At 32.2% G+C, this 13,921-nt stretch carries 12 protein-coding genes; 2 read left to right on the forward strand and 10 right to left on the reverse strand.

What is annotated here, in order from left to right:
• Positions 1–92: 92 nt before the first annotated feature.
• The 3 genes from PBV87_RS01370 to PBV87_RS01380 form a co-directional block, all read right to left on the reverse strand.
• Positions 93–266: a DUF6472 family protein gene (locus PBV87_RS01370; protein WP_198524956.1), complete on the reverse strand. Its 174-nt coding sequence runs from the start codon at positions 264–266 to the stop codon at positions 93–95.
• A 79-nt stretch (positions 267–345) separates the two neighbouring features.
• On the reverse strand, positions 346–903 hold the full coding sequence (locus tag PBV87_RS01375; RefSeq protein WP_271010887.1) for a TetR/AcrR family transcriptional regulator: 558 nt from the start codon (positions 901–903) through the stop codon (positions 346–348).
• A gap of 147 nt (positions 904–1,050) precedes the next feature.
• Positions 1,051–3,129: a methyl-accepting chemotaxis protein gene (locus PBV87_RS01380; protein ID WP_271010888.1), complete on the reverse strand. Its 2,079-nt coding sequence runs from the start codon at positions 3,127–3,129 to the stop codon at positions 1,051–1,053.
• Positions 3,130–3,360: 231 nt separating this feature from the next.
• Here PBV87_RS01380 and dhaS point away from each other — a divergent pair, with 231 nt between their 5' ends.
• Positions 3,361–3,936: a dihydroxyacetone kinase transcriptional activator DhaS gene (gene dhaS / locus PBV87_RS01385; protein ID WP_053986041.1), complete on the forward strand. Its 576-nt coding sequence runs from the start codon at positions 3,361–3,363 to the stop codon at positions 3,934–3,936.
• On the opposite strand, the gene PBV87_RS01390 is transcribed toward dhaS, so the two are convergent.
• On the reverse strand, positions 3,929–4,174 hold the full coding sequence (locus PBV87_RS01390; RefSeq protein ID WP_271010889.1) for a hypothetical protein: 246 nt from the start codon (positions 4,172–4,174) through the stop codon (positions 3,929–3,931). The two genes, dhaS and PBV87_RS01390, sit on opposite strands and share 8 nt — an antisense overlap.
• A gap of 214 nt (positions 4,175–4,388) precedes the next feature.
• Here PBV87_RS01390 and PBV87_RS01395 point away from each other — a divergent pair, with 214 nt between their 5' ends.
• Positions 4,389–6,158, forward strand: a complete 1,770-nt coding sequence (locus tag PBV87_RS01395) for an oleate hydratase (RefSeq protein WP_271010890.1) — start codon at positions 4,389–4,391, stop codon at positions 6,156–6,158.
• A 69-nt stretch (positions 6,159–6,227) separates the two neighbouring features.
• Here the strand turns inward: PBV87_RS01395 and PBV87_RS01400 are convergent, their stop codons facing one another.
• The 6 genes from PBV87_RS01400 to PBV87_RS01425 form a co-directional block, all read right to left on the reverse strand.
• Positions 6,228–7,907: a DUF4932 domain-containing protein gene (locus PBV87_RS01400; RefSeq protein WP_271010891.1), complete on the reverse strand. Its 1,680-nt coding sequence runs from the start codon at positions 7,905–7,907 to the stop codon at positions 6,228–6,230.
• A gap of 195 nt (positions 7,908–8,102) precedes the next feature.
• Positions 8,103–9,020 (reverse strand): lipoate--protein ligase, encoded by a 918-nt coding sequence (locus PBV87_RS01405; protein ID WP_271010892.1) that lies wholly within the window; start codon positions 9,018–9,020, stop codon positions 8,103–8,105.
• On the reverse strand, positions 9,013–10,728 hold the full coding sequence (gene lpdA, locus PBV87_RS01410; RefSeq protein WP_271010893.1) for a dihydrolipoyl dehydrogenase: 1,716 nt from the start codon (positions 10,726–10,728) through the stop codon (positions 9,013–9,015). The genes PBV87_RS01405 and lpdA overlap by 8 nt, the downstream gene beginning before the upstream one ends.
• Before the next feature lie 72 nt (positions 10,729–10,800).
• Positions 10,801–11,154 (reverse strand): carboxymuconolactone decarboxylase family protein, encoded by a 354-nt coding sequence (locus PBV87_RS01415; protein ID WP_271010894.1) that lies wholly within the window; start codon positions 11,152–11,154, stop codon positions 10,801–10,803.
• A gap of 137 nt (positions 11,155–11,291) precedes the next feature.
• Entirely contained in the window at positions 11,292–11,714 is a 423-nt protein-coding gene (locus PBV87_RS01420) for a MarR family winged helix-turn-helix transcriptional regulator (protein ID WP_053986047.1), read from the reverse strand.
• 140 nt (positions 11,715–11,854) lie between these two features.
• On the reverse strand, positions 11,855–13,921 hold a 2,067-nt coding region (locus tag PBV87_RS01425), incomplete at its 5' end, for a methyl-accepting chemotaxis protein (protein ID WP_271010895.1).

The following is a 13,921-nucleotide window of genomic DNA, read 5'->3' on the forward strand; positions in this document are numbered from 1 at the left end:
CTTTTAGAAGATTTCTTTATTAATGTTTTATAAATAAATTAAAAACTGGTGATAGAGTTATTCATTCTCCTCTATCACCAGCTCTCATGTTATTAATTTTGTTTACGAACGATAGTATATTCATCTCCTATTTTAAAATAAGGACACTGCTTACTTGGATGATAATTCATTCTAGCAAAGTCATCCTCATCCATAATAGGCGCCACACTACATACATACTCCCTTATTACTTCATCATATTCTAAATGCATACAATTCTCACACATTATATCGCTCCTTTTATTTTTCTGTTTTCTTCTATTATATGCCCTTATATCCTCAAACTAAAGCCTACTCCTGTAAAGGTTACATGCTGATTCCTTCAATTATAATATTAATCATTTCTTCTAAAGCCTCTGCATATCCTATTTTTTCTTTTATTAATATATCTTTCTTAATAAATGCTTCAATAGATGAACAAATTATAGTCTTTAATATGACTAAGTTAATAGGCCTAATTTTACCTTCTTCTATAGCTTGATTAAGAAGTTGAATGGTATCTGTCCAGTCTTCATCTATTTTTAAAATGATTTTATTATATATTTTTGGATATCTTTCTTCTAGCTCATACAGCTTTCTAAAATCTATATTCGTGCAACATTCTGGTAAAACGATAATAAGCTTTTTTATTTTTTCTATTATCTCTAAAGATGTATCTTCAAAAATTTCTCTTTCACCTTTTTTCACTTGAGCGAAGAACCTTTCTATTACTTCTAAAAAGAGTTCCTCCTTACTCTCAAATTCATGGTACAAAGTTTTTTTACTTATCCCTAAATGCCTAGATAAATCATCCATTGTAAACTTTAAACCTTTTTCATTAAATTCTTCTATGGTAGCCTCTATTATCTTGGTCTTTAAATCCATTACTTATCTCCTCTGTGCCTCCCATATTATCATCTACTGCTTTTTATTTTACTAGATATTCTCTTCATATAAAATAAGAATAAATAATTTGCTTATAAAAAAGGTACACAAAGTGGTCTAATCACTTTGTGTACCCTATATCTTATATTATATATTAAATTTCTTTAGCACATCGTGGACATCTTGACTAATTTTATCTGTATCTTCTGCTAGCTTACTAACACTTTGAATTCTCTCCGTAATAGATGTAGTTGTTTGTGAAATTTCTCCTGCCCCATTAGCATTCTCTTCTGCTGTTGTAGCAATCTCCCCAGCCGCCTTAATCACTGTATGGGTATAGTCTTGAATTGTTTTGATATTTTCATCAATACTTGCAATAACTTCTTTAATTTGATTTGCATCCATTTGATATTCATTGGATATGGCAAATATATCTTCAATAACTACACTCATTTGTTCATCTATAAAATTAACTGCATCATTTGATGTTCCTTTAAGTTCATCAATTGACTTAAATACTTCGTTCAATACAGACTCTATTTGATTTAAGTTTTGGCTAGATTGGGTAGCTAACTTTCTTACTTCTTCAGCAACTACTGCAAAACCTTTACCTTGCTCCCCTGCTCTTGCTGCCTCAATCGCTGCGTTGAGTGCTAATAAATTGGTTTGCTCTGTTATACCTCTAATACTTTCAGTAAGTAGATTAATTTCTTTAATTACTTCTGATTTTTTTATGGCACTAATTAATCGCTCTCTAATATCTTCTGATTCTTTAGTAGCTTTTTGCGCTCTCCCAGTATTATTCTTTTTAAGCTGAGTCACTTTTTCTTCTATTGCTCCAATAACCGAGGTTCCTTGTTCTGATACTTGTTCAATTTCATCAAGCTTTTGTCCTACGATTTCAACTGAACCTGCTACCTCCTGAGTAATAGAACTTGTTTCCTCTAATCCCGCATAAAGTTCTTCAATGACTGACATGTTTGACTCTGCATCATCTAATATCATACTTATGCTTTCTTTAACCTGAGACATATTCATTTTTAGCCCTGTTACATGACCTGTAACTTGTCCTATAACATCTCTAAATGTCATCCTAATTTTCAATAACCCATTACTTATTGTACCCATTTCATCTTTACTAATAGAAGCACGTACGATTTGCTTAGACTCTCCTTCTACAGCTAGATTGAGTTTTTCAGTGGTATTCATAAGTTCTTTAATCCATTCAACTGGTTTTAACACTTTACTTGCTATAAAAATAATCATTAATAAAATAGCTAAAATAATAACTATACTAGATGTTGTTGTCATTTGATTTAAATACTTAATATAAGGAAGGGCAATTTCATCATATGCCACACTCACAAATAATACCCAGCCTGTATGACGAATAGGCATATATTTAGCTGTTTTTTCTACATTATTATAGTTATAGGTTATTTCTCCAACTTCTCCACTTTTAATTTCTCCATTTTGATACATCTGAGTAATATCTATAGTTTCTTCTATAGTACTTTTAACACCTGTCTCATCTACTGGATGTGCTACTCGAATAGCGTATTGATCTAAAATGAAAGGATATGTATTTACTGAGTCATATAGGTTAATATCATTTATAACATTCATAATTTCATCTGTAAAAATACAATTTACTGCTATCCCTAGCATTTTTCCATCTTTACCTAAAATCGGAGCTGTAAAAGCTACAATATTTTTATTATTAGATTTAGAAACAAGTAATTCACTTACAATAGGTTGCTGAGTTTGTTTTGTCTTTTGAAAGTAGTCACGTTCACTAAGATTCATACCTTCAGTATCACCGGTACTATCAACTACTACAGTTCCATTAAGATCTAGTACATAATACCCTTCTTTATTGGCTTCCCAACGCACTCTCTCCCCAAGATTTTCTCCTATATTCATTTTAATATCTGTAATATTTTCGCCCCTTGAATAAGCTTCCATCATATTTACAATATTGGTATCATTAGCTATAATTTCAACCATCTTAAATTCGTCATCTACAATCTTTTCCACTATTCTGCTATAAAGCATGGTCTCATCATTCAAAGAAGTAGATATAATATTTTGGATAATTGTATCACCCGTATTTTTTATAGTAAATGCTAGTGTAATTAATCCTATCATTAAGATTAATACAGTTGGTAACAAAATTTTGTACCTAAGTTTCAAGTCCATAAATCTTGCTGTCGATAATTTTTTCATTCAGTCCTCCAGTATGTGTTATAATGTTTAGTCAATTATTAGGCTGTCTGGAAACTTATATATTATTTTGAGTTTCCTAATTTACTTGTCTATTTTACCATATTTTACATCTACTTCAATAATTATTTTTAACATATGCCTATATAATTACACCACTATAAAATTCACCTATTCTTTTTCCTCAAAAACTGATATATTATTGCTAATACACTATGAGACAGGAGGGATACTATGTCCGATTCTATCATTACAAAAAAAGCGCTTGCTAATGCCCTTAAAGATCTCATCTCTACTAAATCTTTTGACAAAATATCTATTTCTGATATTACTAAGGCCTGTGGTCTTAATCGCCAGACCTTTTACTATCATTTTCAAGATAAATATGAATTATTAACTTGGATTTATTACACTGAAGGTTTTGCATTTGTAGTAGATGGCATTACTTTTGAAAATTGGGATCAAAAAATCCTTCTTCTTTTGGATATTATGAAGAAGGATCAGCTATTTTATTGCCATACAATAAAAAACGATAGCCAGTATTTCATGGACTATCTTTTAGAAATTACATGTGCTTTATTTAACGAAGCTATTAATGCTTTAGATATTCATCAAAAAATACCTGAAGATCAAAAACAATTCTTCTCTGAATTCTATGCTTATGGTATTTGTGGCGTTATTCTTTCATGGGTTAAAGGAAATATGAAACAACCACCTGAAGAAATTGCCAAAAACTTTAAAAAGCTTGCTAAACATAGCGAACAGCTAGGCTACAACTTCTACCTTAAAGAACATGAAGATTTTAGCTAAGATGAAACGTCTGAATCACCCATGTTCTTAGTTCTTCCTCATTATCTGTATCAATTTGTTCCATTAACTGATTATAATAAGTATTTAATGCTTCTTTTGTTAATGGTTCTTCACTTAAATCTTTTGCTAGTTCAATCACATTACGGCAGGTTCGCTCTTTAGATTTTTGTCTATTCTTAGATAAATGCCGAATAGCAACACTTAAAGCGACCTGCTTTAATCGATTATCTAGGCCCATATTTATCTCCCCTTTCTTAATCTACAATCAGTTTAAGACTCCCCTCATCTAATATATATATACAGTTTTTAAGTTTTGTCTATTTCTTATACATTCTTATGAATTTGTCTAATTACCTTTTCAAATTTCTGCTCTATACTAGCCCTATAAATGAGACATCGTTTCAAAATATCACATTATATATCACAACAATAACATGAATTGAGGTATGGGTATGAACAGAAAACAACAGTTAAATAAATATCTTAAAAAACACACTAAAAAACAACCTAAAAATTATACTGGTGCACTTTTAGCATTAGGTGCAATCACTACTGCTACAGCTACTGCTGTTGTATTATCAAAGAAAAAAAACTCCTCTAAATCTAAACACGTTTCATTACCACAGTACATTGACCATAATGAACAACAAGTTTATTTTGTAGGTGGTGGCTTAGCTTCACTCGCAGGTGCTGCTTATCTTATTCGTGACTGTCACTTCCAAGGTTCTAATATACATATCTTAGAAGGTATGAAAATACTAGGTGGAAGTAATGATGGTGCCGGTAATGTTACTAATGGCTTTGTATGCCGTGGTGGTCGTATGCTTAACGAAGAAACATATGAAAACTTCTGGGAGCTTTTTGCTTCTATTCCTTCTTTAGATATGCCTAACATGAGTGTTACAGAAGAGATTCTTAACTTTGATCATCTTCATCCAACTCATGCTCAAGCACGTCTTATTGATAAAGATGGGGTTATTCAAGATGTAACAAGTATGGGCTTTAATACTCAAGACCGTGCACTTCTCGGAAAACTTATGATTACACCTGAAGAAAAATTAGATGATATGACTATTGAAGAATGGTTTACTAGTAGCCCACACTTTTTCACTACTAACTTCTGGTATATGTGGCAAACTACTTTCGCTTTCCAAAAATGGTCTAGCTTATTTGAATTCAAGCGTTATATGGAACGTATGATTTTTGAATTCTCACGTATCGAAACACTAGAAGGGGTTACACGTACACCTTATAACCAATATGACTCTGTTATTTTACCATTACGTACTTACTTAGAAGGTTACGGTGTTAACTTCCGCACAGATGCAACTGTAATAGATATTGACTTTAAAGATGGCCATGGTATCACTGCATCTGCTATCCATGTTCAAAATGCTGAAGGTGAAGAAGAAGTTATTACTTTAAATGCACAAGACCTTTGTATTATGACTAATGGATGTATGACAGATAGTGCTACTCTTGGTGACCTTCATACACCTGCTATTTATGATCCAAGTCATCCAATTTCTGGTGAATTATGGGCAAAAGTAGCAGCTAAAAAAGAAGGCTTAGGCAATCCTGAACCATTCTTTGGCTATCCAGATGAAACAAATTGGGAAAGCTTCACTGTAACTTGTAAAGGCAACAAGCTTCTCAAAAAAATAGAACAATTCTCTGGAAATATTCCTGGTAGTGGCGCACTTATGACATTCAAAGAATCTAACTGGCTTATGAGTATCGTTGTAGCTGCACAACCACACTTCAAAAATCAACCTGCTGACACTACTATTTTCTGGGGCTATGGACTTTTCACTGATAAAGTAGGTAATTATGTAAAAAAACCAATGCGTGACTGTACAGGTGAAGAACTTCTTACCGAACTTATCCATCATTTCCACTGGGAAGATGAGTTAGATGGACTTATGGAAGACGTTGTTAATGTTATTCCATGTATGATGCCTTACATCGACTCTCAATTCCAACCTCGTAAAATGTCAGATCGTCCAAAAGTTGTACCTGAAGGCTCTACTAACTTTGCAATGATTAGCCAATTCGTTGAAATTCCTGAAGATATGGTATTTACAGAAGAATACTCTGTACGTGCTGCAAGAATGGCAATCTATAAATTAATGGGGGTAAAAAACAAACAAATTTGTCCTGTTACACCATTTAAAAAAGATAAAAAAGTCCTTCTTCAAGCGTTAAAAACTTCTTATAGATAAATTAGTTTAATAAAATCGTGTTACCCCTATTCTATAACTTCTTTGGGTAACACGCTTTTTGAGTTTTATCTACTTATATTTCCAAGTCTTTTCATCCTTAAGATAATTATCTTGTGCAATAATTTCTTCATTTTTTGCAACTACATAATCTGTCATACCATGATTAACAGAATTTATATTCAAGATATCTATAGCTTCTTGAGCTGTATAGATAAGAAGTGATTTTGCTTCATTATTAGGATGTGGCAGTACACTTATAAGACGTAAATTATTTCCACTATATATTTGATCTGCAACAATTTTATCCTTTGTTATTTTAAATGGAAGCTTTGTCTCATATGCTTTTAACCATAAGTTTCCCTCTACAGTCCCATAAGCAATGATATTCTTATCACTTAAGTCCATTTGTAGTGCTTCCTTATCTATTATAGCTGTTGCCTGTATACCAAGTTTATGGGTTAATAAATTTACTATTGCCATACAATACTCTGTAATTTTCTCTTGTACCAAAGTATTTTCTTGACTAGGTATAATAATAACTGTTTCACCATCTATTTGTAAGGCTGCATTAATAGGCCCTTCAAATGGCATTGTATAAAAACTTGAATCTAACTCCTGAAGATTTAACTCATTAAGTAATTTAACAATTTCAGGATAAAAAGCATTAAAATCTTTATATTCTTTTCTATTTTGTTCATAACTTGCTATTTTGTCAGATAATAATTCTATATAGAAAAATCCTTGTCTTTTTTCATCTTTTATTGCTTTTTCATAAGCTTCTTGGCCACTTTCATATAAAGTACGTCTTGCTGTAATCGTGCGGATCAGATGCTCATTTAACGCTGTTTCCCAGTTTGAATACGCTAGTCTTTCCATTTTAACTGCAATAGGTGCAAAAAGTGCATCTGACTGAGTAAATTGATTTTGAAATACCTCTGTCAAAGGATTAATAAAAGAATGACTAAATTCATGCCATACAAGGTAGTCAAAACTTTGTTTGTCACCAAATACTGGAATACCTTCTACTACATCTACAGGTCCTAGAATACTATAAATATCATTTTTCCCTTCTGCATCAGTTAATCTTGGTCCAAATCCCCCACCTCTATGTAAAGGTGCTAATATAATATTATAGCTATTATTGTGTATATTGTAGTACTCTTCTAACTCAGTAATATAACTTTCTTTTTCAAGTACTTGACTTACTTGTTCAATCATCTGCCTATAAAATGATTCATGCTCTAAATAAAACTTTTGAAAATTTGTATCTGCTGCAAACTGCTTAAGCATACTTGCAAAACTTTTAAGTTGTTCCATACTTCCTGCTCTTAAGACTAGCTTTTCATCTAATTCTTTATTCTCGTCTAGTTCAAATGCATTTGTTAAATATAACATCATCGTTGGTGGTGCATCATAGCTAAATCCCTTCATACTCATCTTACTAAATAAAGTTACAGCTGGATGTGATGCAAATGTTGAAAACTGATCTAAAACGTCTTGCCTATAAGTGAAATCAAGGTCTGTCATTAATCCAAAATTTTGATTATATGTACTAAGTATTTGAACCACTGAAAGTAACTCTATACGTGGGTCAATAGATACATTGATTCCGTTTACTGTTGCTTGTACCGGCTGTAACAGATCTATCTGCTCTTTTGACTTTGCACTCAAACTCCCACTACTTAAAAATACTGTACATAACACAATGAAGCACAAGTAAGCTACATTTTTTCTTTCTAACCTATTCATACTATCCCTTCTTCCTTTTTCATTTTATTTCTCCATATAGATATACGTTTTTCACTTTAAGAAGTTGGAACTTATTTTTATACCATTATTTAATTTTAATAATTTATTATCGATATATATAATCTAAAAAGCTCTTCTTCTTCTTTCTAAGAATAGACAAAAAAATAGGAAGCTCTGAAGCTCCCTATTCTCTGCTTAAATGACTTGTTTTAAAATATTCTTTATGACTTCTTCATCCATATATTGACCTATAATTTTTTGTTTTATGATCTCTATAGGTAATGTTTCTAATAGATCAGAATACACCTGTACTTCGTCAATACATCCGTCTTTAACTTGTAAAGCTACTTGTACTAATCCTTTTGATGTACGTTCTTCTACTAAAACATCAAATTTTGGTGTTTCACCATAAATCCATTTCTCATCTTCATAACTTTCAAATTTCTTTGGTTTATAACTGGCCCTATTTATTGCTTTAACACTATCTAATTCTCCATAGACATTTTCAAAAGCATTTATAAGATATTCTTTTAAATTTTCTAATGTTATGTGTGGATTAAGCTCTTTTAAGTTAATCACTCTGCTTCTAACAGACTGAATCCCTTTAGACTCCATCTTCAATTTAGAAGGTGTTAATACTTTCTGTAAGTACTTGAAGTCTACATCAAACATCAATGTTCCATGATGAAAATAATATTCATCGTCTTCATAAAATGCATGACCTGAAAACTTCCTTCCATCTGCTAGTAAATCATTACGTCCTGAATAGCTAATCTCTACTTCAAAAAAGCTAATAGCTTGTTTTAATACCTCTAACTGTTTTCCTAAATTACTATTTTTCTTTTTCGTTATGAATGTAAAATTAAGATTCCCAATATCATGGAATACTGCTCCACCGCCAGAAATACGTCTAGCAAGGTATATCTTTTCTTCTCTTAAATAATCTAAGTTACACTCTAACCAAGGATTTTGATTTCTTCCAATAACAACTGTCTTTTCATTTTGCCAGAGATATAAAATGGTATCTTCATCATCCACTGAATAGAGTAATTCTTCTTCTAGTGCTAGGTTATAGTAAGGATTAAATTCTTCGGAAATAATGACTTTATTCATGGAAATGTAATGCTCCTATTCCCAGCCCAAGTGTACATTCATGAATCACTTCACCTGTAGTTGGATGGGCAAAAATAGTTTCTATAATTTGCTCTTCCTCTAACCCATTTTGAATAATCAATGTTAGGCTACTGATTAAAGTTGATGCATCCACACCTATTATAGAAGCACCTATTACTTTATTGGTTTGTACATCCTTAATCATCTTAATAAATCCTTTTTCTTCTCCCATTGTTAATGCTTTTCCATTAGCAGCAAATGGGAACTTACTTACTTTAATATCTATTCCTTTTTCTTTTGCTTGTGCCTCACTTAATCCTACACTTGCTATTTCTGGTGAAGTAAAAATCACGTTAGGAACATTCTGACTAGAAAATGTTTTCTTCTCTCCAAGTATCTGATCAACGACGATCATCCCTTGATGTGAAGCTGCATGAGCCAATTGAATTCTATTATTTACATCACCAATGGCATAGATATGTTCTATGTTTGTTTGAAGGTATTCATCTGTTTTAATACCTCTACCATTTTCTAGAAGTTGTACACCTGCTTTTTCTAAGTCTAAACCTTCTATATTAGGCTCTCTACCTATTGCAACAAGTACTTTCTCGGATACAATATATTTTTCTGCTCCATCCTTTTCAAATACAACGATTGCTTCTTTTCCTTCTGTCATTTCAACTTTTTTAACTTTTGAGTGGGTATATATATCAATGCCTTTTTCCTTAGCGCTTCTAGTTATTTCTTCAGATATTTCTTCCTCTACCATTGTTAAAACTCTTGGCATATATTCAACAACTTTTACTTTCACACCAAACTGTGCATAGATAAATGCAAATTCCATACCTATAACACCACCACCAATAATCGTCATTGATTTTGGCAGCTCTTTTAAGTCTAATGCGGTTGTACTATTCAAGATACATGGTAAATCCATTCCTGGAATATTTATCTTTGAAATTTTTGAACCTGTAGCAATAATAATATCTTTAGATTGAATAGTAATTTCATCTCTTCCAGATTGGACAAAAACTGTTTTTTGATCTATAAACTTACCTGTTCCTCTTATATGCTTAATATTGTTTGCTTGAAGTAAATAATCGATTCCACCTACTAGCGTTTCTTTAATTTGATCTTTACGCTTAATTACTTTCTCCATATTAACCCTTGCATTCTCACAGCTAAGGCCAAAATCTTCTGCATGTGTTAAGTGATGATATACTTCTGCTGATTTCACAAGTGATTTGGTTGGAATACATCCTACATTAAGGCAGGTTCCCCCTAGATTCTCTTTTTCAATCAGTATAACTTTTAAACCTTTTTTAGCAGCATAAATTGCTGCAACATAACCACCTGGTCCACCACCAATAATAGTTACATCAGCTTCAATATTTTCTTTCTTTCCTTTCATCATACTGCCTAGATAATCAAAGCTTGTTTTTGGAGCTGCTTTTTCTACAGTTTCTTTTTCTATAGCATCTCCTTCTAGTTTTATAAGTAGATCCCCAATGCTTACTTCTTGCCCCTCTTGAACACATATATCTATTACTTTGCCACTTGATAAACTCTTTACTGGTGTATTACCTTTCTTACTTTCTATCTGCATTAATATTTGGCCTTCTTCTACAACTTTTCCTTTTTCTATACTAAGTTTACCTACTATTCCACTTTTGCTGTGACCGTTAAGCTTTTCAAGTTTTATGTCCATTGTAATCCTCCTATATTAAAAGGCTAATGCTCTATTGAATACTCAATAAATACCTTAGCCTTCATTCACTATCTATTTAAAATCTTTTTCAAATTCATCTAATGAATCTTTTAATAAAGTTACGCTATATGCCATGCTTGGGCCACCACCGAAAGCTACAGCAACCATTGCTGCTTCCATAATCTCAGCTCTTGTTGCGCCTGCTTCTAAAGCTTTATATACATGGAATACAATACAATATTCGCAGCGGTTATATGCTGCAATTGCAACACTGATTAACTCTTTTGTTTTTGTTTCTAAGCTTCCTGGTGCATAAGTTGTACCTAATAAGTTCATGAAAGCACCTACATGCTCACTATTGGTTTGACCTAATCCTTCAAGGCCCCCCATAAAATCATTTAACATTTGTCTTGGATCTTTTTTCATTACTTATACCCTCCTCATTTAAAAACATTACTGTATTAATATTTAACATATTAATACTTAGCATGTTAAGTATTTGGTAATTAAAATGCTAACATATATTTTATGTAAAATCAATATGTTAGCATAATTTTTTACTATTATTTAATATTATTAATCATTTTTTCCATTACTTGAATAAAAACTTCCAGTTCTTCTTTACCTACTGCATTTGTAATATCAGTTGAAAACTGCTCTCCTATAGGAATCAACTTTTCTCTTAGTTCATTACCTTTTTGTGTTAAAACTAAGGTACTTATACGCCTATCATTGGCATCCTTTTCTCGTATAACAAGTTCATTCTTTTCCATTCTATCTATAAGTCTTGCTACAGATGGCTCAGTTGTACTAATCTTATCCGCTAACTCTCTTTGAGTTAATCCTTTTATTTCCCCTATATAATAAATCGCAATCCATTGAACTCTTGTAATATTATATACTTCTAACCTTTTTTCAAAGGCTTGTGCTAATGCCTTCGCACCTCTGCTTGTTATAATACCAATACAATCATCTAAATTAAACATGCCTGTCTCCCTACTATTTCCTACATTTAAATCACTTTTAATTATTATATCTTATTTATAATCACTTTGAAATAGTAAGCTATTTAATACTTATTTTATAAGCTCTTATCTGTATTATATAGGCATCTCTTAATGAAACTCTAGATTGTAAATCTAGAAGCTACCTCTGACAGTTGTTCTGCTACACTTTTATTTGTCATACTCTGCTCTTTTATTTCATTGATATTTTTATTAATATTATTAGTTTGAGAAGCAATATTTACTACCCCTTGTGTATTTTCTGAAATAGCAATAGCAATGCCATCTATTGTCTCTGTAATAATTTGTGAGTACTGAGTTAATTCATGAGATCTTTGTTCTAACTCTTGTAATGCATTGTATACTTCATTTGCATCTGTCATATAGCTTTTTGCATTTTCCAAGGTATTTTCTACATTCTCGTCAATTTGTTTTTCCATAAAAGCTAAGGACTCTTGTGCGCTGTCTCTCATCTCATTTGTCGCTTCCATAACTAATGCAATTACTTCTTGTATCTTAGTTACTGCATTTCCTGACTCACTAGCAAGAGCACCTATTTCATGTGCTACTACCCCAAATCCTCTCCCTACATCTCCTGCTCTTGCAGCTTCTATAGATGCATTGAGTGCTAAAAGATTGGTTTGCTTTGTAATAGATTCAATACTCTCTACTAATAAATAGATTTGAGAGATAACCTCTGCCTTTTTGAGAGCTAATTCCATATTATTTTTGACATCATTATAGCTAGCTTTAACAATTTCACTCTCTTGAATTGTTTTATCTTTAATTGTTTCACTATTTCTTGCAATATTTAAAGCCAATTGACTACTTTTACCTATATGATCTGTAATCACTCTAATATTTTCATTAATACTTTCTACAGTCGAACTTACTTCTTCTGTACTTGCATTGATTTCTTCCATACTTGCAGACAATTCTTCAACTACTACTACTGTCTGCTCTGATTCCTCTAAAGAATAACTTGCTAAGTTATCTACTGTTTGTGCACTTATCATAGTTTGTTCTGCATACTGTATAAGCTCACTTACTACTTTTTTCAATGCTTCTGTAGTGGTAGCTGTAGCTTCTGCCATTGTACCTACTTCATCTTTAAGTCTTCTTAGTTTATGTAAATCCTCGGAATCACTTAGATCTAGCCCTGCTAACTTTCTAACAATACCTTCTATCTTACCTAGCGGCTTAGAAATACTTTGGACATATAAATAAGCTGCTATCATCCCTATTAATAGAGATACAACTAAGATCACGAGCCCACCTTTTTGCATATCTTTAATAGGCTGCATGAGTTCACCCTGGTCTATACTAATACCAAGTAGCCACTCTGCTTCCCCTACTTCAATATACCGTAGCATACGCTCTATATTTTCACTCATGCTCTGGTAAATCATTTCACCTTCTAATTTTTCAGCGTTACTCGTTAATTTTAATGCAATTTCTCTAACACTTTGATCTGTATGCTGCTCACCAATATATTCTCTATTGGGATGAACGAGTAATATACCTTTTTGATCTAGTAAAATGGGATAAGTATTTTCTGTTCCTAAAATTTTTGCACCTTCTAATTCTTGTGCAATCTTACTCGTTATAACAATTGTAGTTACAATCCCTACTGTGTCACCTTCTTCATCCATAATAGGCACACATATTGGTACTACCTGTTCCCCCGTATCTCTAGATGCCATGCTAAACCCTACATAAGGCGTTCCCTTATTGATTGTAGCCGAAAAGTATTCTCTTTCTGACACATTGTCACCGATGACACTCTCCTGAGCAGACATTACAATTTCTCCATCTAGATTGACAATCATAATATTCTCAACCTCTGGATTACTTTCGACTTCACTCATTAATTCTTCATTAATACTCATCTGTTGGTTATTAAAATCACCAAATTGATTCTGTGGTTGATCACCAACCTGTTCAGGTTCCATTATCTGTACAGGTCCCATTGTTCTTTCTACCCCTGTTACCCCCTCTACAATTCTTCTATCAGCTGCAAATAGATTACTTATAGCAAAATGCTTTTGAATCTTTAAATCGATTATTGATTGATACATTTTTAGATTTTCTTGTATACTTGCCTCTGTTAACTTTTCGATATTCTTTTTTGCCATGCTATTACTCACACCAACAGTTGCCGAGATACATAGAATAAGTAACACTACAAT

The sequence above is a fragment of the Holtiella tumoricola genome, assembly GCF_027857615.1.
Lineage (GTDB): Bacteria > Bacillota > Clostridia > Lachnospirales > Cellulosilyticaceae > Holtiella > Holtiella tumoricola.

Coding starts and splice junctions, on each gene's coding strand:
- PBV87_RS01395 (WP_271010890.1), top strand. CDS start 4,389: ATGAACAGAAAACAACAGTTAAATAAATATCTTAAAAAACACACTAAA.
- PBV87_RS01420 (WP_053986047.1), bottom strand. CDS start 11,714: ATGTTTAATTTAGATGATTGTATTGGTATTATAACAAGCAGAGGTGCG.
- PBV87_RS01390 (WP_271010889.1), bottom strand. CDS start 4,174: ATGGGCCTAGATAATCGATTAAAGCAGGTCGCTTTAAGTGTTGCTATT.
- PBV87_RS01370 (WP_198524956.1), bottom strand. CDS start 266: ATGTGTGAGAATTGTATGCATTTAGAATATGATGAAGTAATAAGGGAG.
- dhaS (WP_053986041.1), top strand. CDS start 3,361: ATGTCCGATTCTATCATTACAAAAAAAGCGCTTGCTAATGCCCTTAAA.
- PBV87_RS01380 (WP_271010888.1), bottom strand. CDS start 3,129: ATGAAAAAATTATCGACAGCAAGATTTATGGACTTGAAACTTAGGTAC.
- PBV87_RS01400 (WP_271010891.1), bottom strand. CDS start 7,907: ATGAATAGGTTAGAAAGAAAAAATGTAGCTTACTTGTGCTTCATTGTG.
- PBV87_RS01375 (WP_271010887.1), bottom strand. CDS start 903: ATGGATTTAAAGACCAAGATAATAGAGGCTACCATAGAAGAATTTAAT.
- lpdA (WP_271010893.1), bottom strand. CDS start 10,728: ATGGACATAAAACTTGAAAAGCTTAACGGTCACAGCAAAAGTGGAATA.
- PBV87_RS01405 (WP_271010892.1), bottom strand. CDS start 9,020: ATGAATAAAGTCATTATTTCCGAAGAATTTAATCCTTACTATAACCTA.
- PBV87_RS01415 (WP_271010894.1), bottom strand. CDS start 11,154: ATGAAAAAAGATCCAAGACAAATGTTAAATGATTTTATGGGGGGCCTT.